Source organism: Subtercola boreus (assembly GCF_003399645.1).
GTDB lineage: Bacteria > Actinomycetota > Actinomycetes > Actinomycetales > Microbacteriaceae > Subtercola > Subtercola boreus_A.
Map to the genome: position 1 here is coordinate 104,933 of NZ_NBXD01000013.1, position 19,084 is coordinate 124,016.

General features: G+C 67.2%; 18 protein-coding genes. All 18 read left to right on the forward strand.

Annotated elements, in window-relative coordinates; all coding sequences use genetic code 11:
* The 18 genes from rplT to tyrS all read left to right on the forward strand — a co-directional run bounded on the left by rplT (nt 1) and on the right by tyrS (nt 18,698).
* Nucleotides 1–393 carry a 50S ribosomal protein L20 gene (gene rplT / locus B7R24_RS06100; RefSeq protein WP_116418085.1) on the forward strand — a complete coding sequence of 131 codons (393 nt, stop codon included), beginning with the start codon at nt 1–3 and terminating at the stop codon, nt 391–393.
* Nucleotides 394–421: 28 nt separating this feature from the next.
* Nucleotides 422–1,222 (forward strand): TrmH family RNA methyltransferase, encoded by an 801-nt coding sequence (locus B7R24_RS06105; RefSeq protein ID WP_116418086.1) that lies wholly within the window; start codon nt 422–424, stop codon nt 1,220–1,222.
* Between the two features lie 154 nt (nt 1,223–1,376).
* Entirely contained in the window at nt 1,377–2,126 is a 750-nt protein-coding gene (locus tag B7R24_RS06110; protein WP_116418087.1) for an amino acid ABC transporter ATP-binding protein, read from the forward strand.
* A gap of 76 nt (nt 2,127–2,202) precedes the next feature.
* Complete coding sequence (locus B7R24_RS06115) at nt 2,203–3,111, forward strand: glutamate ABC transporter substrate-binding protein (RefSeq protein WP_116418088.1); 909 nt, start codon at nt 2,203–2,205, stop codon at nt 3,109–3,111.
* A 21-nt stretch (nt 3,112–3,132) separates the two neighbouring features.
* Nucleotides 3,133–3,777: an amino acid ABC transporter permease gene (locus B7R24_RS06120; RefSeq protein WP_116418089.1), complete on the forward strand. Its 645-nt coding sequence runs from the start codon at nt 3,133–3,135 to the stop codon at nt 3,775–3,777.
* The gene (locus tag B7R24_RS06125) at nt 3,774–4,607 is read left to right on the forward strand and encodes an amino acid ABC transporter permease (RefSeq protein WP_116418090.1); all 834 of its coding nucleotides are present in this window, start codon (nt 3,774–3,776) and stop codon (nt 4,605–4,607) included. Before B7R24_RS06120 ends, B7R24_RS06125 begins: the two co-directional genes overlap by 4 nt.
* Before the next feature lie 15 nt (nt 4,608–4,622).
* Nucleotides 4,623–5,669, forward strand: a complete 1,047-nt coding sequence (gene pheS / locus B7R24_RS06130; protein ID WP_116418091.1) for a phenylalanine--tRNA ligase subunit alpha — start codon at nt 4,623–4,625, stop codon at nt 5,667–5,669.
* Nucleotides 5,670–5,671: 2 nt separating this feature from the next.
* Entirely contained in the window at nt 5,672–8,224 is a 2,553-nt protein-coding gene (pheT, locus tag B7R24_RS06135) for a phenylalanine--tRNA ligase subunit beta (protein WP_116418092.1), read from the forward strand.
* A gap of 114 nt (nt 8,225–8,338) precedes the next feature.
* Nucleotides 8,339–9,385, forward strand: coding sequence for an N-acetyl-gamma-glutamyl-phosphate reductase (gene argC, locus B7R24_RS06140; RefSeq protein ID WP_116418093.1), 1,047 nt, complete (start codon nt 8,339–8,341; stop codon nt 9,383–9,385).
* 55 nt (nt 9,386–9,440) lie between these two features.
* The gene (gene argJ / locus B7R24_RS06145; RefSeq protein WP_116418094.1) at nt 9,441–10,598 is read left to right on the forward strand and encodes a bifunctional glutamate N-acetyltransferase/amino-acid acetyltransferase ArgJ; all 1,158 of its coding nucleotides are present in this window, start codon (nt 9,441–9,443) and stop codon (nt 10,596–10,598) included.
* 8 nt (nt 10,599–10,606) lie between these two features.
* A complete protein-coding gene (gene argB / locus B7R24_RS06150; RefSeq protein WP_116418095.1) occupies nt 10,607–11,530 on the forward strand; it encodes an acetylglutamate kinase in 924 nt (307 codons plus the stop codon).
* Complete coding sequence (locus B7R24_RS06155; RefSeq protein ID WP_116418096.1) at nt 11,527–12,783, forward strand: acetylornithine transaminase; 1,257 nt, start codon at nt 11,527–11,529, stop codon at nt 12,781–12,783. The genes argB and B7R24_RS06155 overlap by 4 nt, the downstream gene beginning before the upstream one ends.
* Nucleotides 12,780–13,706: an ornithine carbamoyltransferase gene (gene argF / locus B7R24_RS06160; RefSeq protein WP_116418097.1), complete on the forward strand. Its 927-nt coding sequence runs from the start codon at nt 12,780–12,782 to the stop codon at nt 13,704–13,706. Before B7R24_RS06155 ends, argF begins: the two co-directional genes overlap by 4 nt.
* Before the next feature lie 32 nt (nt 13,707–13,738).
* On the forward strand, nt 13,739–14,953 hold the full coding sequence (locus B7R24_RS06165) for an argininosuccinate synthase (protein ID WP_116418098.1): 1,215 nt from the start codon (nt 13,739–13,741) through the stop codon (nt 14,951–14,953).
* Between the two features lie 4 nt (nt 14,954–14,957).
* A complete protein-coding gene (argH, locus tag B7R24_RS06170; RefSeq protein WP_116418099.1) occupies nt 14,958–16,448 on the forward strand; it encodes an argininosuccinate lyase in 1,491 nt (496 codons plus the stop codon).
* Nucleotides 16,445–16,675 carry a hypothetical protein gene (locus B7R24_RS06175; protein WP_116418100.1) on the forward strand — a complete coding sequence of 77 codons (231 nt, stop codon included), beginning with the start codon at nt 16,445–16,447 and terminating at the stop codon, nt 16,673–16,675. Before argH ends, B7R24_RS06175 begins: the two co-directional genes overlap by 4 nt.
* A gap of 2 nt (nt 16,676–16,677) precedes the next feature.
* Complete coding sequence (locus B7R24_RS06180; RefSeq protein WP_116418101.1) at nt 16,678–17,370, forward strand: DNA-3-methyladenine glycosylase; 693 nt, start codon at nt 16,678–16,680, stop codon at nt 17,368–17,370.
* Nucleotides 17,371–17,393: 23 nt separating this feature from the next.
* Nucleotides 17,394–18,698, forward strand: a complete 1,305-nt coding sequence (gene tyrS, locus B7R24_RS06185; protein WP_216363630.1) for a tyrosine--tRNA ligase — start codon at nt 17,394–17,396, stop codon at nt 18,696–18,698.
* Nucleotides 18,699–19,084 lie beyond the last annotated feature (386 nt).

The window sequence follows — 19,084 nt, forward strand, 5'->3', positions numbered from 1 at the left end:
ATGGCAAGAGTAAAAAGGGCGGTAAACGCCCACAAGAAGCGTCGCGTCATCCTGGAGCGTGCCGAGGGCTACCGCGGCCAGCGTTCACGCCTGTACCGCAAGGCCAAGGAGCAGGTCACCCACTCCCTCGTCTACTCGTACCGTGACCGCCGCGCGCGCAAGGGTGACTTCCGTCGCCTGTGGATCCAGCGCATCAACGCCGCCGCCCGCCTGAACGGCATGACCTACAACCGCCTCATCCAGGGCCTGAACCTGGCCGGCATCGAGGTCGACCGCCGTATCCTCGCCGACCTCGCGGTCACCGAGCCCGCCACGTTCGCGGCCCTGGTCGAGAGCGCGAAGGCCGCGCTGCCCGCCGACACGTCTGCCCCGAAGGTCGACGCTGCAGCATAGTTCTGCAGAGATCTGCTTGACTTGGCACATGCTTGATAACCCGCGTTCACCGCGTGTTCGGGCCGTCGCCAAGCTCGCCAAGAAGGGAGCCCGGTCTGAGACCGGGCTCTTTCTCTTGGAGGGGCCGCAGGCGGTCTCGGAGGCGCTGCTCTTCAGCCCCCAGCTCGTGGTGGAGCTCTACGCCACGCCGACTGCGCTCGAGCGCTACACCGACATCGCCCAGACGGCCGTCGATGCCGGCGTCGATGTGGAGTTCGTCTCCGAGCACGTTCTCGAGGTGATGAGCGACACCGTCACCCCGCAGGGCTTCATCGCCGTCTGCCATCAGTTTCCGACCGCCGTCAAAGACATCTTCGCGGCCGGCCCGAAGCTCATCGCCATCCTCGAAGAGGTTCGCGACCCGGGCAACGCCGGAACGATCATCCGTGCCGCCGACGCCGCCGGGGCCGACGCCGTGATCCTCACCGGTCGCTCGGTCGATCTCTACAACCCCAAGGTCGTCCGGTCGACGACCGGCTCGCTGTTCCACCTGCCGGTGGCCGTCGAAGCGACGCTGGACGATGTGAAGCGCCGCGCCGTGGAGGCGGGCCTGCAGATCCTGGCCGCCGACATCAAGGGCGACGACCTCCTCGCAGTGCGGTCCACCGGGCTTCTCACGGCCCCCACCGCCTGGCTCTTCGGCAACGAGGCCCGCGGTCTCACCGACGACGACCTGAAGCTGGCCGACCGGGCCATCTCGGTGCCGATCTACGGTAAGGCCGAGTCGATGAATCTGGCGACCGCCGCATCCGTCTGTCTCTACGAGAGCGCCTTCGCCCAGCGTTCATGACGAAAACGGCCTCGAAGCCGTGTCACTTGATCGTTTTCTGTGTTGATTCTCAGACAAATGTGCTGCTGAGCCCAGTTGTTTCCCATGTTACGGGTGAGTAACTTTTGAGCCGGTAATTCGTGACCCTCTGACGCGGTGTGGTTGGGTGGGGGCCATGAACGCACCCGGAACACCACTCGTCGTTCTCGACCACGTGAACAAGCACTACGGCGAGCTGCACGTTCTCAACGACATCGACCTCACCATCGCCCGGGGCGAAGTTGTGGTCGTCATCGGGCCGAGTGGATCGGGTAAATCGACCCTCTGCCGCGCGATCAACCGCCTCGAGACCATCGACGCCGGCACCATCACGATCGACGGCCAGCCGCTGCCGAGCGAGGGCGCTGCGCTGGCGCAGTTGCGCGCGCGGGTCGGGATGGTCTTCCAGTCGTTCAACCTCTTCTCGCACAAGACGGTGCTGCAGAACGTCACCCTCGGCCCGATGAAGGTCGCGAAGCAGTCGAAGGCCGAGGCGGAGGCCCAGGCGATGAAGCTGCTCCAACGGGTCGGTGTGGCCAACCAGGCGAGCAAGATGCCCGCCCAACTCTCCGGTGGGCAGCAGCAGCGGGTGGCCATCGCTCGCGCGCTGGCGATGCGGCCGACCGTGATGCTGTTCGACGAGCCCACCTCGGCGCTCGACCCCGAAATGATCAACGAAGTGCTCGAGGTGATGGTCGGGCTGGCGAAAGACGGCATGACGATGATCGTCGTGACGCACGAGATGGGCTTTGCGCGAAAGGCCGCCGACCGGGTCATCTTCATGGCCGACGGTCGCATCGTCGAAGACGCCACTCCCGCCGAGTTCTTCGATCACCCGAAGAGCGACCGGGCGAAAGACTTCCTCTCTAAGATCCTCGCCCATTAGTTCCTCACCTTCTGGGCACGGTTCGCCTGCGGGCGATCCGCAACATCCACAGCATCACCATGAAAAGAGGAAAATCATGAAAACCAGGAAGACCCTGATCGGCACGGCGGCGTTCGCCGTTGCCGTTGCACTCACCGCCTGCGGCGCCCCCGGCAGCGCGACCACCGGCGGCAGCACGTCGACGTCGGCCGCCGGCGCAGGTCCCTACGACCTCGCGGTCGTCGAGTCCCCGACCTTCGAAGCCGGAACCACCATGGCGAAGCTCGCCGAAGCCGGAACCATCACGATCGGCACCAAGTTCGACCAGCCGCTGTTCGGCCTCCGCGGCCTCGATGGCAAGCCCGTCGGCTTCGACGCCGCCATGGGCTCCCTCGTGGCAGCCAAGCTCGGCATCCCGTTCGACAGGATCGAGTGGACGGAGACGGTGTCGGCGAACCGCGAACCGTTCCTGCAGAGCGGCCAGGTCGACGCGGTGATCGCCACCTACACGATCAACGACAAGCGAAAACAGGTCGTCGACTTCGCGGGCCCGTACTTCGTTGCCGGCCAGAGCATCCTGGTGCTCGACGGCAACACCGAGATCACCAAGCCCGAAGACCTCGCGGGCAAGCCGGTCTGTTCGGTCGAGGGGTCGACGCCGGCGGCGAACATCGTCGAGAAGTACGGCGCAGTGCTGCAGCCGACCGATGTCTACAGCAAGTGCCTCGACCCGTTGAAGAACGGCCAGGTCGTCGCGATGACCACAGACAACGTCATCCTCTCGGGCTTCGTCGACCAGAACCCGGGCGTCTTCAAGCTCGTCGGCGACACCTTCACCGAAGAGCCCTACGGCATCGGTCTTCCCAAAGACGACACCGCCATGCGCACGTTCGTGAACGAGACGCTGCAGGCTGCGTACGACGACGGAACGTGGGCGCGGCTCTTCGAGCAGACGGCCGGTACGGTCATCCCGGTGCCGACGCCGCCCACCATCGAGCAGTACTAGACCCTACGGAAGGGAGGCCCCGTGGTCATCTTCGACAATCTGCCGCTGTACTTCGAGGCCTTTCTCCAGACGCTCTCCCTGCTGCTGCTCGCCACGCTGTTCGCGTTGCCCCTCGGTGTCGTGATCGCCGCGATGCGCATCTCACCGGTGGGCAGCCTGCGGGCGACGGCGACGGTCTACACCGAGATCCTGCGCAACACCCCGCTCGTTCTGGTCTTCATCTTCTGTTTCGTGGTGCTGCCGATCCTCGGCGTGGTGCTGCCTTTCATGTTCTCGGCGGTGCTGGCGCTCACGCTGTACACCGCTCCGTTCTTCGCTGAGGCGATCCGGTCGGGTGTCAACGGTGTGCCGGTCGGTCAGGCAGAGGCTGCGCGGAGCGTCGGCATGACGTTCGGGCAGACCGTCACCCTCGTCGTGCTTCCGCAGGCCATCCGGAGCGTCGTTCCGCCCCTCATCAACGTGATGATCGCCCTGACGAAGAACACCTCGATCGCGGGCGGCTTCTTCATCTTCGAGCTGTTCGGCTCGGGCCGCCGACTCATCAATGCGAATGGCGACCAGGTCATCGCCGTTCTGGTCGGAGTGGCCATCTTCTATCTCCTCATCACCATTCCCCTCGGCCAGCTGGCCGACGCTCTCGAACGACGGGTGGCGATCAAGCGATGACCAGTGTTCTGTACGACGTTCCCGGCCCCCGCGCCAGGGTGCGGGCACGCATCACCTCGTGGGTCACCGGGCTGATCGTGGTCGGCGCACTCGCCTACGCCGCACTGACCCTGGGCGAGAAGGGCATGTGGGATGCCTCCCGCTGGATGATCTTCAACGATCCCCTGGTCTGGGCAGCGCTGCTCCGGGGCCTGCTGGTGGTCGTTCAGTCCGCCCTGGTGGCGACCGTTCTCGCGCTGCTGCTCGGAATGGTGTTCTCCCTGCTGCGCATGTCGTCGCACCGCATCATCCGCATTCCGACGACGGTCGTGCTGGAATTCTTCCGCGGCATGCCCGTGCTGCTGATGATGCTCTTCATTCTGCTCGCGTTTCCCGGCATCAGCGCCTTCTGGGCCGTCGTCAGCGCGCTCGCCGTCTACAACGGGGCCATCATCGGCGAGGCACTTCGATCCGGTGTGGTCGCCCTCCCGAAGGGCCAGCGCGAGGCCGGGCTGGCGATCGGGATGCGGCCACTCCAGACCCGCCTGCAGATCGAGTTCCCGCAGGCCTTCCGCAACATGCTGCCGATCATCGTGGCGCAGATCGTGGTGCTCACCAAAGACACCGCCCTCGGCTACATCGTCGGTGCCGTCTCGCTCATTCGCGAGGGAGAGCTGCTGGGCGAGTTCCTCGGGCGCCAGCAGTACTTCTTTCCGATCTTCCTCGTGATGGTCGCGATGTACCTGGCGCTCAACCTCACGATCTCGACCGTCGCCAGGCAGCTCGCGAAGCGCCGGGGTGTGAAAGTGGCGTCCGTCGTACAGGACGAATCGCTGAGTGCACTGACCTAGCTAAACTTGGGTCCCGTGTCCGATCCAACTACTCCCGTCATCTCCGAAGAGTCCGTCGCCGCTGCAGTGACCGCCGCGCTGGCCGCGATCGAGGCGGTCAGCGATACGGCGTCGTTCCGCGCTGCCCGCTCCGAGCATGCCGGTGAAGCGTCGCCGCTCGCCCGCCTGAACGGGCAGCTGCGCAGCCTGCCGAACGACCGGAAGGCCTCAGCGGGCAAGCTGGTCGGCCAGGCGCGGGCGCGGGTGAACCAGGCCCTCGCCGCGAAGGAGGCCGACGTCACGGCCTTCGAGAACGAGGCGCAACTCGCGGCGGAGGCGGTCGACGTGACGGCGCTCCCGGTGAAGAAGCGGCTGGGGGCTCGCCATCCGCTCTCCCTGCTGCAGGAGAAGATCGGCGACATTTTCATCGGCATGGGCTGGGAGGTGGCGGAGGGCCCCGAGCTCGAGAACGAGTGGTTCAACTTCGACGCCCTGAACTTCGACCCCGATCATCCCGCCCGCGCCATGCAGGACACCTTCTTCGTCGAGCCGGTGTCGTCGCACCTGTTGCTGCGCACGCACACCTCGCCCGTGCAGGTGCGGTCGCTGCTCAGCCGCGAGCTGCCGGTGTACGTCATCGCGCCCGGACGCACATACCGCACTGATGAGCTCGATGCGACCCACACCCCCGTCTTCAGCCAAGTGGAGGGCATCGCCGTCGACAAGGGGCTGACCATGGCGCACCTGCGCGGCACCCTGGAGTTCTTCGCGCGCCAGATGTTCGGCGACGAGGCGAAGATCCGGTTGCGCCCCAACTACTTTCCCTTCACCGAACCGAGCGCCGAGATGGATGTCTGGCAGCCGAACGCCAAAGGCGGGGCGCGCTGGGTGGAGTGGGGTGGCTGCGGCATGGTGAACCCGAACGTGCTTCTGTCGGCCGGAATCGACCCCGACGTCTATTCGGGCTTCGCGTTCGGCGTCGGAATCGAACGAACCCTCCAGTTTCGCAACAACCTCAACGACATGCGCGACATGGTCGAGGGCGATGTGCGATTCAGCAAGCAGTTCGGAATGGTGGTCTAGTCATGAGAATCCCCGTGAGTTGGCTCGCCGAGTTCGTCGACGTGCCCGCGGGCACCACAATCGACGAGGTCCACGCCGCGCTGGTGAGCGTCGGGCTCGAAGAAGAGGGTTCGCACCACTTCGACATCGACGGCCCCGTCGTCGTCGGCGAGGTGCTCGAGTTCGGCGAAGAACCGCAGACCAACGGCAAGACCATCCGCTGGTGCAGCGTTCGCGTGGCGGCTCCCGGGCTCGCTGCCGCCGATGGCGGGGCGGATGTTCGGGGCATCGTCTGCGGTGCCGGCAACTTCTTCGTGGGCGACAAGGTCGTCGTGACACTGCCCGGTGCAGTGCTGCCCGGAAACTTCGCGATCGCCGCGCGGAAGACGTACGGCCACGTCTCCGACGGCATGATCGCCTCGGCCCGCGAGCTCGGGCTGGGCGACGAGCACGACGGCATCCTGCGCCTGGTGACGCTCGGGCTCGACCCGGCGGTCGGCGCAGACGCGCTTGCACTGCTCGGCCTGACCGATGCCGCTGTCGAAGTGAACGTCACGCCCGACCGCGGGTACGCCTTCTCCATCCGCGGTATAGCGAGGGAGTACGCCCACGCCACCGGCGCCGCATTCCGCGACCCCGCGCTGGCACTGCCGCTCGGTCTCGACGCGGGCGAACCCGCTGACGGGGTGACGGTCTCCATCGACGACCGGGCGCCGATCCGCGGCCGCGTCGGCGCGACCGTGTTCGTCACGCGGGTGGTGCGGCAGGTCGACCCGACCGTTCCGACGCCGGCGTGGATGGTGTCGCGACTGAAGCTGGCGGGCATCCGTTCGATCTCGATCGTGGTCGACGTGACGAACTACGTGATGCTCGAGCTGGGCCAGCCCCTGCACGGGTACGACCTCGACGCACTGCAGGGCGGTATCGTCGTGCGTCGCGCTCAGCCCGGCGAGACCCTGAAGACGCTCGATGCCCAGATGCGCACGCTCGACACCGAAGACCTGGTGATCGCCGACGACAGCGGGGCCATCGGCCTGGCGGGCGTCATGGGAGGGTTCTCGACGGAGATCTCCGGCGAGACCACGGCGGTGCTGATCGAGGCGGCGAACTTCGACCCGGTGACGATCGCCCGAACGGCCCGGCGCCACAAGCTGCCGAGCGAGGCCTCGAAGCGGTTCGAGCGCGGCGTCGACCCGCAGGTCGCCGTCGCTGCGGCCGCCCGCGCGGTGCAGCTGCTCGAGGAGCTGGCCGGTGGCAGGGCCGACGGTTCGGGATCGGGTCACCACGAACATGACGCCCTGGCGCCGATCTTCCTGCCCGACCGCTACATCTCCGAGCTCGTGGGGGTCGACTACACCGACGAGGAGGTGACCTCCTCACTCATCGAGATCGGGGCCTGGCTGGAGCATGCCAGCAATGGGCTGCTCGTGTCGCCTCCCTCCTGGCGGCCCGACCTCACGCACAAGTCGACACTGGCCGAAGAGGTCGCGCGCATCGTCGGCTACTCGCGAATCCCCTCCGTGATCCCGACGGCGCCGCCCGGGCGCGGATTCACCCGCGAGCAGCAGCTTCGCCGCCTGGCGGCCGAGACGCTGGCGGCGAGCGGTTCGACCGAGGTGCTGGCGTACCCGTTCGTCTCAGCGGCCTCCAACGCGACATTCGGGTCGCCGGACGACACCGTCGCCCCGGCGGTCGAGCTCGCCAATCCTCTCGACGCCGAGGCCCCACTGCTGCGCACGACGCTCCTGCCGGGGCTCATCGATGTGGCGCGTCGCAATCTGTCGCGCGGTCTGACCGACCTCTCGCTCTACGAGATCGGTGCGGTCTTCCAGCCTGTGCCCGATGCGTCGTACGGTGTCGGCGAGGTTCCGCCGGGCGCCACCCTGCCCACAGCCGAGACCCTCGCTGACCTCGACGCCAGCATTCCGCCACAGCCCTGGCATGTGGCAATGCTGCTCCTCGGCAATGCTGTCGACAAGCAGCCCGGGCAGGCTGCGGTGCCCTTCGGTGTTGCCGACGCCCTCGACGCGGTTCGCCTGCTGGCATCGGCGCTCGATGTTCCCCTCACCGTGCGCCAGGGATCGCACACGGCACTGCACCCGGGCCGCACCGCCGAGGTTCTCGTGCCGGTCGGCACCGGTGTCGATGTCGTCAGCGTGGGATACGTCGGCGAGCTGCTGCCGGCGCTCGCTGCCGAACTCGACCTGCCGCGGGTGGTGGCGGTGGCCGAACTCGATCTCTCCGCGCTCATCGAACTCGCCGCCCGAAGCGTGCAGGCGACTCCACTGGCCGGGTACCCGGCCGCGACCCAGGATGTCTCGCTCGTGGTTCCGGCGTCGGTGGCGGCCGGTGACGTGCTCGATGCCATCGCTGCCGGGGCAGGTGTACTGCTGGAGAGCATCCACCTCGTCGACGACTACCGCGGAGCGGGCATCGACGTGGGTCAGAAGTCGCTGACGTTCGCGCTGCGGTTCCGGGCGACGGACCGCACACTGACAGCTGCCGAGGCGAGTGAGGCGCGCATCGCGGGCGCGGCCGAGGCGGGCCGGCGGTTCGGTGCCGTGCCGCGGGACTGAGCTCCGCGGCTTCTCTGCCTCTTCCTGTTCTCCACAGCGGCCTCCCGGGCTGGGCTCTGCACAGCCCGGGTCCCGCGCGTCGGGGCGTCAGTGAGCAAGGGCTACATTTGACGTATGTCTTTTTCGGTGGCCGTCGCAGGTGCAAGTGGGTACGCGGGTGGTGAACTTCTGCGCCTGCTTGCGGGTCATCCCGAGTTCGACGTACGCACGGTCACGGCCAACAGCAACGCCGGCCAGCCGCTCCTCACGGTTCATCCGCACCTGCGCTCCTACGGCGACCTGGTGCTCAGCGAGACGACGGGTGAGGTGCTGAACGGCCACGACGTGGTGTTCCTCGCTCTGCCCCACGGAAAGTCGGGGGCCATCACCGAAGAGCTCGACGAGAAGACACTCGTCGTCGACTGCGGCGCTGACCACCGGCTCACGAACGAGGCCGACTGGGCGAGGTTCTACGGTGGCGACTTCTTCGGTGCGTGGCCGTACGGGCTGCCCGAGCTGCTCATCGGCGGGCACCAGAAACAGCGCTCGAAACTGGCGGGTGTGAAGCGCATCGCCGTTCCGGGGTGCAACGTCACGGCGATCAGTCTCGCCCTCGCGCCGGGGCTGCAGGCGGGTGTCATCCAGCCCGTCGACCTCGTGGCGGTACTCGCCGTCGGGCCCTCGGGTGCCGGCAAGAGCCTCCGCACGAACCTGCTCGCGAGCGAGATCCTCGGCTCGGCCAGTGCCTACGGCATCGCCGGGGCTCACCGGCACAATCCTGAGATCGTGCAGAACCTCACCCTCTCGGCGGGGGGGCGGGTCACCGTCTCGTTCACACCGGTGCTCATTCCGAGTGCCCGCGGTATCCTCGCCACCTCGACCGCCCGGCTGGCGGCGGGCATGAGCGCGCACGACGTGCGGTCGGCCTGGGTCAACGCCTACGCCGACGAGCCATTCGTGCACGTTCTGCCCGAGGGCCAATTGCCGAGCCTCTCCGACGTGGTCGGTGCGAACACCGCTCTCATCGGTGTTGCTGTCGACGAGGCCGCCGACCGCGTGATCACCGTCACCGCCATCGACAACCTCGTCAAGGGCACGGCTGGCGCGGCCATCCAGTCGGCCAACATCGCGCTCGGCCTCCCCGAGGCCCTGGGGCTACCGATCAACGGGGTCGCCCCGTGATCGTTCCGGCCCGCCCCCGCCCACCCGTCACCCCCATCGCCCCTGGAGCACACTCGTGAGCGTCACCGCCCCGGCCGGATTCGAAGCGGCCGGAATCGCCCGTGGCCTCAAGTCGACCGGTGCGAGAGACCTCGCTCTTGTCGTGAACCGCGGCCCGAGCACCGCTGCAGCGGCGGTCTTCACGTCGAACCGCTGCCAGGCCAACCCGGTGATCTGGTCGAGGAAGGTCGTCGAAGACGGCCGGGTCTCGGCGATCATCCTGAACTCCGGCGGCGCCAACTGCTACACCGGGTCGTTCGGGTTCCAGACCACGCACGCGACGGCCGAAGCTGTCGCCGAACACCTCGACGTGTCTGCGGGCGACGTTGTGGTGTGCTCCACCGGGCTCATCGGCGTCGGCGACCAGCTTTTTCGCGACAGGGTGGTCGGCGGGGTCGCCGTGGCCGTCGAGGCACTCTCTGCACGCGGCGGCACCGATGCTGCCCTCGCCATCATGACCACCGACACCCGTGCCAAAGAAGCGGTGTTCCATGGCGACGGCTGGTCGATCGGCGGAATGGCAAAGGGGGCGGGAATGCTCGCTCCGGGCCTGGCGACGATGCTTGTCGTCATCACCACCGACGCCGACCTCCCTTCTGCGGCGCTCGATGCCGCACTCCGTTCGGCCACGAGGGTCACGTTCGACAGGGTCGACTCCGACGGGTGCATGTCGACGAACGACACCGTTGCGCTGATGGCGAGTGGGGCATCCACTATCGCCCCCGACCCGGCCCAATTCACCGCCGGGCTCACCGCGCTCTGCCACGACCTCGCGCTGCAGCTGCAGGGCGACGCCGAGGGCGCGAGCCACGACATCACGATCACCGTGGTCGACGCCGAGTCGGAGGATGACGCGGTGACGGTCGCCCGGGCCGTGTCGCGCAGCAACCTCTTCAAGGCAGCCATCTTCGGCAACGACCCGAACTGGGGTCGCGTTCTGGCCGCGGTCGGAACGACGGATGCCGCGTTCGACCCCTACAACATCGATGTGACGATCAACGGCGTCAAGATCTGCAGGGCGGGGGAGCCGTTCGAAGACCGCGACCTGATCGACCTCACTCCGCGGGCCGTCAGCGTGCTGATCGACCTGCACGTGGGCGACGAGACCGCCTCGATCTACACGAACGACCTCACGCACGAGTACGTGCATGAGAACAGCGCCTACGCGAGCTGAGCCCGATCATGACGACTCTCGCGCAAGACCATGACCTGGCAGCCGTCAAGGCCGCGACCCTCATCGAGTCGCTGCCGTGGCTGAAATCGTTCCACGACCAGATCATGGTCATCAAGTTCGGCGGCAATGCCATGGTCGACCCCGACCTGCAGCGCACCTTCGCCGAAGACATCGTGTACCTGCGCTATGCCGGCATCCGCCCGGTCGTCGTGCACGGCGGCGGGCCGCAGATCTCCCGCATGCTCGACCGTCTCGGTATCGAGAGCGAGTTCCGCGGCGGTTACCGGGTGACCAGCCCCGAGGCGATGGATGTGGTGCGCATGGTGCTCACCGGCCAGATCAGCCGCGACATCGTGAGCCACATCAACGAGCACGGCCCGCTCGCCTCCGCCATGTCAGGTGAAGACGCAGGGCTGTTCGAGGGGCAGCGACGCATGATCGAGGTCGACGGCGAGACGGTCGACCTCGGGCTGGTGGGAGATGTCGTGGGGGTGAACCCCGTGACGGTCTTCGAGCAGCTCGCGGCCGGCCGCATCCCGGTCATCTCCTCCATCGCACCCGACCGAGACGAACCCGGCCAGGTACTCAACATCAACGCCGACGCTGCTGCGGCCGCGCTCGCTGTGGCGCTCGGGGCGGCGAAGCTCGTCATCCTCACCGACGTCGCCGGGCTCTACTCCGACTGGCCCAACCGCGACTCCCTCGTGCCGGCCATCTCCGCCGAGACGCTCCGCGAGCTGTTGCCGACGCTCGAGGCGGGCATGATCCCGAAGATGGCGGCCTGCCTCGAAGCGGTCGACGGGGGAGTGCCGAAGGCCGCGATCATCGACGGTCGCATCCCGCACTCGATTCTGCTCGAGGTCTTCACCCAGAGCGGTATCGGCACCGAAGTCACGAACCACCACGACCCAGACGAAAGCGAACACCTGTGACCATCGAAACCACCACCAGCTGGGTCGATACCTTCAACGAGTCGCTGATGCGCACGATGGGGCAGCCGCTCGCCCTGCTCACCCACGGGCGCGGTGCCTTCGTGTGGGACGAGAACGAGAAGGAGTACCTCGACTTCCTGGCCGGCATTGCGGTCAATTCGCTCGGCCACGCGCATCCGGTGCTCATCGATGCGCTCACCCGCCAGGTGAGCACGCTCGCCCACGTCTCGAACTACTTCTCGACCCGCCCCCAGCTGCAGCTCGCCGAACGGCTCAAACGAATCACGGGTGCGGGGCCGGCGGGGCGCGCGTACTTCTGCAACTCGGGCGCTGAGGCGAACGAGGCCGCGTTCAAGCTCGCGCGGCTCAATTCGTCGCCCGCGCGACCCACCATCGTCTCGCTCAAGAACTCGTTCCACGGAAGAACGATGGGTGCCCTGGCGCTCACCGGCAAGCCCGACATGCAGGCACCGTTCGAGCCGCTGCCCGGTGGGGTCATCCACATCGACTCGACGATCGAGGCGCTGGAGGCGACGATCGACGACACCGTCGCGGCTCTCTTCCTGGAGCCCATCAAGGGTGAGGCCGGCGTGATCAACCTGCCGGAGGGCTACCTGGCGAGGGCACGGCAACTCACCGAAGAGCACGGTGTTCTGCTCATCCTCGACGAGATCCAGACCGGCGTCGGTCGCACGGGCCGCTGGTTCAACTACGAGTACGCCGGCATCCTGCCCGACGCCGTGACCATTGCGAAGGGTATGGCCGGGGGCGTGCCCATCGGCTCGCTGGTCACGTTCGGCTGGGCCTCCGACCTCTTCCAGCGCGGGATGCACGGCAGCACCTTCGGCGGAAACCCCCTCGCCACGGCCGCCGCCAACGCGGTGCTGGGTGAGATCGAGGAGCGCGACCTGGTCGGCAACGCCGAACGCCGCGGGATCCAGCTGCGCGACCGCATCGCGGCGCTGAACTCCCCGCTGATCGGCGAGATCCGCGGGCAGGGGCTGCTGATGGGCCTCGGGCTCACCGAACCGATTGCGCTGAAGCTGGCCGCCGCGGCGATGGATGCCGGGCTCATCATCAACGCGGCGAACGAGTCGAGCATCCGCATGGCGCCGCCCCTGATCATCCGCGACCTGGAGGTCGACGCGTTCATCGCGCGATTCACCGTGGCGCTCGCGGCGGTCGGGTTCCCGGCCGCACCGACCCCTGCCAGCACCCCGACCACAGCCCCGACCACCGAAGGCCCCGCATGACCCGCCACTTCCTCCGCGACGACGATCTCTCACCGGCCGAGCAGGCCGAGATCCTCGACCTTGCCGCCGAACTGAAGCGCGACCGGTTCCAGGCCAAGCCTCTCGCCGGCCCGCAGACGGTCGCCGTCATCTTCGACAAGTCGTCCACCCGCACCCGGGTCTCCTTCGCCGTAGGAATCGCCGATCTCGGCGGCAGTCCGCTCATCATCAGCACGGCCAACAGCCAGCTGAGCGGAAAGGAGACGGCCTCAGACACCGCCCGCGTTCTCGAACGCCAGGTCGCCGCCATCGTCTGGCGCACCTACGCGCAGACCGGGCTCGAAGAGATGGCCGCGGGTACGACCGTCCCCGTCGTCAACGCCCTGAGCGACGAGTTCCACCCGTGCCAGCTGCTCGCCGACCTGCTCACCATCCGGGAGCACCGCGGCGAGCTCGCCGGCCTCACCGTGACCTTCCTCGGTGACGGCGCGAGCAACATGGGCCAGTCCTACCTGCTCGCCTGCGCCACAGCGGGCATGCACGTTCGAATCGCGGCGCCGACCGACTATGCGCCCGACGTGCGGGTGGTGCAGGATGCTCAGGCCCTCGCCGCGCGAACCGGCGGTTCGGCGACCGTGCTGACCGACCCTGTCGAGGCCGTCACCGGCGCCGACATCGTCGTCACCGACACGTGGGTGTCGATGGGCAAAGAAGACGAGAAGGCGGCACGCGTGAAGACCTTCGGCGGCTACCAGGTCGACCGGGCGCTGATGGCCCACGCGAAAGCCGACGCCCTCTTCCTGCACTGCTTGCCGGCCGATCGCGGTTACGAGGTCGCTGCCGACGTCATCGACGGGCCGCAGAGCGTCGTCTGGGATGAGGCGGAGAACCGCCTGCACGCCCAGAAGGCCCTGCTCGTCTGGCTCCTCCGCCAGCAGCCCTAAGCTTTAGTACGAGAAAACCAAAGGGAGAAAAAGTGGCGGAACGTGTAGTGCTCGCATACTCGGGGGGTCTCGACACCTCGGTCGGCATCGGTTGGCTGAAAGACGCCACCGGCAAAGACGTGGTCGCCCTGGCGATCGACGTCGGCCAGGAGGGCGAAGACATGGAGGTCATCCGCCAGCGCGCGCTCGACTGTGGCGCTGTCGAAGCCGTTGTCATCGACGCCCGTGACGAGTTCGCGAACGACTACCTGATGCCCGCCCTGAAGGCGAACGCGCTCTACCAGAAGCGCTACCCGCTGGTCAGTGCGCTCAGCCGGCCCCTCATCGCCAAGCACCTCGCCTCGACCGCGATCGCTCTCGGTGCAGACAGTGTTGCCCACGGCTGCACGGGCAAGGGCAACGACCAGGTGCGCTTCGAGGCGGCCGTCGCGGCGCTCGCGCCCGATCTCACCTCGCTTGCCCCGGTGCGCGACTTCGCGCTGACGCGAGACAAGGCCATCGTCTACGCGGCTGAGCACAACCTTCCCATCGTCCAGTCGAAGAAGAGCCCCTACTCCATCGACCAGAACGTCTGGGGCCGTGCGGTCGAGACCGGCTTCCTCGAAGATCCGTGGAACGGCCCGATCGAAGACCTCTACACCTACTCCGATGACCCGGCGATCCCGCGCGAGGCCACCGAGGTGACCATCACGTTCACCGAGGGCATCCCGACGGCGATCGACGGCAGGGCGGTCACCCCGCTCGAGGCCGTGGTGCAGCTCAACCGCCTCGCCGGAGCCCAGGGCATCGGCCGCATCGACATCGTCGAAGACCGCCTCGTCGGCATCAAGAGCCGCGAGGTCTACGAGTCGCCCGCCGGTCTCACCCTGATAGCCGCCCATGAAGAGCTCGAGAACCTCACCATCGAGCGCGACCTGGCCAGATACAAGCGGGGTGTCGAATCGAAGTGGTCGGAGCTGGTCTACGACGGGCTCTGGTTCTCGGGCCTGAAGCGCTCTCTCGACGTCTTCATCGATGACACGCAGCGCTACGTTTCGGGCGATATCCGTATGGAGCTGCACGCCGGCAAGGCCACGGTCACCGGCCGCCGCAGCGAGCAGAGCCTCTACGACTTCGATCTGGCGACCTACGACACCGGCGACAGCTTCGACCAGACGCAGGCCAAGGGCTTCATCGAGATCTGGTCTCTCCCGTCGAAGATCTCGGCACGCCGCGACCTCGCCGCGGGCGGATCGATCGAGGCGTAACCGCGTGGTCGACAATCGAGCGAGCGAAGCGGGCGCCCTCTGGGGCGGCCGCTTCGCCAGCGGACCTTCGCCGGAACTGCTCGCCCTGAGCAAATCGACGCAGTTCGACTGGCAGCTCTGGCCGTACGACATCTCGGGGTCACGAGCACATGCGAAGGCGCTTTCGGCTGCCGGCTACCTCACCGCTGACCAGCTCGTCGCCATGTCTGCCGCGTTCGACGAGCTCGCCGCGGCCATCGAGGCGGGCGAGTTCACCGCCGCGGAGTCCGACGAAGACGTGCATTCGGCGCTCGAGCGCGGTCTGATCATCCATGCCGGTGCCGAACTGGGCGGAAAACTCCGCGCCGGGCGAAGCCGCAACGACCAGATCGCCACGCTGGTCCGGTTGTACCTGCTCGACCATGGTCGGTCGATCGGCCACCTCGTCGTGCAGCTCATCGACGCGATCGCGTCGCAGGCCGCCGCGCATCCGAACGCCCCGATGCCCGGGCGAACCCACCTCCAGCACGCACAGCCGGTGCTGCTCTCGCACCACCTCCTCGCCCATGCCTGGCCACTGGTGCGCGACCTCGAGCGCCTGCGCGACTGGGCCGCCCGCGCGTCGGAATCCCCGTACGGCGCCGGGGCTCTCGCGGGCAGCTCGCTCGGGCTCGACCCTGCGCTCGTCGCGACGGAGCTCGGGCTGGCCGGCGGTCCGATGCCGAACTCGATCGATGCCACCGCGAGCCGAGACGTCGTCGCAGAGTTCGCCTTCGTGACGAGCCTCGTCGGTATCAACCTCTCGCGCTTCGCCGAGGAGATCATCCTGTGGTCGACTCGCGAGTTCGGGTTCGTGAAGCTCCACGACGGGTACTCCACGGGTTCGTCGATCATGCCGCAGAAGAAGAACCCCGACATCGCGGAGCTGGCGCGGGGTAAAGCCGGTCGCCTCGTCGGCAACCTGACAGGCCTGCTGGCCACCCTCAAGGGTCTGCCGCTCGCGTACAATCGCGATCTTCAAGAAGACAAGGAGCCCGTCTTCGACACCGTCGAGCAGCTCGAGGTTCTGTTGCCCGCCTTCACCGGAATGGTGGCGTCGCTCACGTTCAACACCGACCGTCTCGCCGAACTCGCACCGCAGGGGTACTCGCTTGCGACCGATGTCGCCGAGTGGCTCGTCAAGCAGGGCGTGGCGTTCCGCGACGCCCACGAGATCAGCGGCGACCTCGTGCGCTTCTGCGAGGAGCACGGCCTCGAACTGCATGAACCCACCGACGAGCAGCTTCGGGGGGTGTCGCCGACGCTGACTCCGGATGTTCGTGCCGTCGTCACGGTCGAAGGCTCGATCGCGAGCCGCGACGGTGTGGGCGGTACCGCGGGCGTGCGCGTCGCCGAGCAGCTCACCCTGCTCACCGAACGGGTGCGCGTTCTGGGGGATGCGCTGCAGGGCGCACCCGACGACGCCGAGGCCAGCCTGGCCGAACCCCTCATCTACCACCCCCGGGGAGCAGTATGACCCTCAACAACTCCGGCCCGCCGTCGCCCGATGCCCAGGGCCCCCGCACCGGCGCGGGCAAGAAGCCCAAGGTCGACCAGGACATCCGCAACCACCCGCTCTACAAGACGCCGTGGTGGCGCAAGCCGTTGTCGAACCGCACCTACTGGATCGTCTTCTCGGGCGGGCTGCTCGTGGTGATCGCCGCCATCGTTGTCTGCCTGTCGCTCGGCATCGCCCTGTTCTGACGATGCCGGATGCCGCACCGCTCGGTGCCGGCGGGGTCGGCCCGCCTGTCAGCGTCGAGGTCGGCCCGCCGCTCACCGCTCTCGGCCGCGCCCTGTTCCTCCGCCCCGCGGTGGAGGTCGCCCCGCTGCTGCTCGGCGGCATCCTGAGCCGTACCTCACCGGAGGGCACGGTCGCCGTGCGCATCACCGAGGTCGAGGCCTACCTCGGAGTCGGTGAAGACCCCGGATCGCACTCGTTCCGCGGCCAGACCCGATCGAACTCGGTCATGTTCGGCGAACCCCTGCGCCTGTACACGTATTTCACCTACGGCATGCACACCTGCGCCAACATCGTCTGCTCGGCACCCGGTACGGCGAGCGGGGTGCTGCTTCGCGCGGGGGAGATCGTCGAGGGGGTCGACCTCGCGCAGCACCGCCGCGGCCCGGCGGTGAAGCTGCGAGACCTTGCCCGGGGCCCGGCCCGCCTCGTCGTGGCCCTCGGCATCCCGCTCGACGACGGGGGAGCAGACCTCACCGAGGTGCCCTACGCATTACGGATGCCCGTGCATCCGTCGCCCGTAGCGACCAGCCCGCGCACCGGTCTCGGCGGCCCGGGCGGAACCCCCGTCTACCCGTGGCGCTTCTTCATTCCGGGCGACCCCACGGTCTCACCGTACAAACGTCACCCCAGACTTCCACCCTTCGAGACGGCCTGAGCGCCGCTGCTATTCTCTTACGCGTGTCTTCCGTGCCCGTAGCGCTCGCTGCCCAGATAAACGATCCGACATTCGACTCCGTGTGGGAGGAGTTGAAGTGGCGGGGCCTGGTGCACGTTTCGACCGACGAGACCGAACTCGGAGCCCTGCTGGCGGGTGACCCGATCACGTTCTACTGCGGATTCGACCCCACCGCTCCCAGCCTGCACCTCGGCAACCTGGTGCAGTTGCTCACCATGCGCAGGCTTCAGCTCGCGGGTCATCATCCGCTCGCGCTGGTCGGCGGGTCGACGGGTCTCATCGGCGACCCGCGCCCGACCGCCGAACGTACGCTGACCGCGCGGGAGACCGTGGCCGAATGGGTGGGGTACCTGCAGACGCAGATCTCGCGCTTTCTGAGTTTCGAGGGAGAAAGCCCCGCCCGGTTGGTCAACAACCTCGACTGGACGGCGCCGCTCAGCGCAATCGACTTTCTGCGCGACATCGGCAAGTATTTCCGGGTGGGCACCATGCTGAAGAAAGACGCCGTGAGTGCCCGGCTCAACTCCGACGCCGGAATCAGCTACACCGAGTTCAGCTACCAGATCCTGCAGGGCCTCGACTACCTCGAGCTCTACCGCACATACGGGTGCGTGCTGCAGACCGGCGGCAGCGATCAGTGGGGCAATCTCACCAGTGGAACCGATCTCATCCGCCGGGCAGAACAGACGTCGGTGCATGCGATCGGCACACCGCTCATCACCAACTCCGACGGCACCAAGTTCGGAAAGAGTGAGGGCAATGCGGTCTGGCTGGACGATCAGCTCACCTCGCCATACGCGTTCTACCAGTTCTGGCTGAACACCGACGACGCCGACGTCATCGAGCGGCTCAAGATCTTCACGTTTTTGAGCCGTGAGGAGCTCGAGAGACTCGAGAGCGTGGTGGCGTCTGAACCGTTCCGGAGAGAGGCACAGCGCTCGCTCGCCTACGAGGTGACGACCCTCGTGCACGGTTCGAGGGCGACGGATGCCGCTATCGCGGCCTCGGCCGCACTCTTCGGGCAGGGTGACCTGGCCGGTCTGGATGAGTCGACGCTCCGCCAGGCGCTGGGGGAGCTGCCGACCGCGACGCTCCCCGGTGACACCCCGGTGCTGCAGGCGCTGGTCGATTCCGGGCTCTGCGGGTCTGTCGGCGAAGCCCGCCGCGCCCTGGCGCAGGGTGGTGTCTACGCCAACAACATAAAGCTCACCGACAGCGCGGCGACAGTCGATTCCCTCACGCTGGCCGGTGGGATCATTGTGCTTCGCCGCGGCAAGAAGACTCTCGCCGGCGTGCTGATCGGCTAGTTCGCCGAGTTTCCGGGCGACACGCCCGGGAGACGCGCTCCATTTGCCAGACGGGAAACATGCCCGTAATGTTTCCTCTTGTCACCCCAAAGGTTCGGAAAGCGGAAGAGCTTACCGGCCTCAAGCGGGGCCATCCACAGCAGTGAAAACCTCGAGATCTTCTGATCCCGCAGCGTTTCGGCACAGCTGGTCGGATGTAGATATATAGTAGTGAAGTTGCCTGTTCGGGTCTTCGTCTTCCAGACGAAGTCGCTCGTGCGGAGCGTCCGATCTTTGAGAACTCAACAGCGTGCACATTGTCAAATGCCAAATCCCCGTGGCACCTTTTGGGTGTCCGGGTTCCTTTGGGAAATTGAATTACCAGCCGCTTCGGTGGTTGGGGACAT

Excerpts from the sequence above, each read along its gene's own strand:
- rplT (WP_116418085.1), top strand. The coding sequence starts at position 1 with ATGGCAAGAGTAAAAAGGGCGGTAAACGCCCACAAGAAGCGTCGCGTC.
- B7R24_RS06105 (WP_116418086.1), top strand. The coding sequence starts at position 422 with ATGCTTGATAACCCGCGTTCACCGCGTGTTCGGGCCGTCGCCAAGCTC.
- B7R24_RS06110 (WP_116418087.1), top strand. The coding sequence starts at position 1,377 with ATGAACGCACCCGGAACACCACTCGTCGTTCTCGACCACGTGAACAAG.
- B7R24_RS06115 (WP_116418088.1), top strand. The coding sequence starts at position 2,203 with ATGAAAACCAGGAAGACCCTGATCGGCACGGCGGCGTTCGCCGTTGCC.
- B7R24_RS06125 (WP_116418090.1), top strand. The coding sequence starts at position 3,774 with ATGACCAGTGTTCTGTACGACGTTCCCGGCCCCCGCGCCAGGGTGCGG.
- pheT (WP_116418092.1), top strand. The coding sequence starts at position 5,672 with ATGAGAATCCCCGTGAGTTGGCTCGCCGAGTTCGTCGACGTGCCCGCG.
- argC (WP_116418093.1), top strand. The coding sequence starts at position 8,339 with ATGTCTTTTTCGGTGGCCGTCGCAGGTGCAAGTGGGTACGCGGGTGGT.
- argB (WP_116418095.1), top strand. The coding sequence starts at position 10,607 with ATGACGACTCTCGCGCAAGACCATGACCTGGCAGCCGTCAAGGCCGCG.
- argF (WP_116418097.1), top strand. The coding sequence starts at position 12,780 with ATGACCCGCCACTTCCTCCGCGACGACGATCTCTCACCGGCCGAGCAG.
- B7R24_RS06175 (WP_116418100.1), top strand. The coding sequence starts at position 16,445 with ATGACCCTCAACAACTCCGGCCCGCCGTCGCCCGATGCCCAGGGCCCC.
- B7R24_RS06180 (WP_116418101.1), top strand. The coding sequence starts at position 16,678 with ATGCCGGATGCCGCACCGCTCGGTGCCGGCGGGGTCGGCCCGCCTGTC.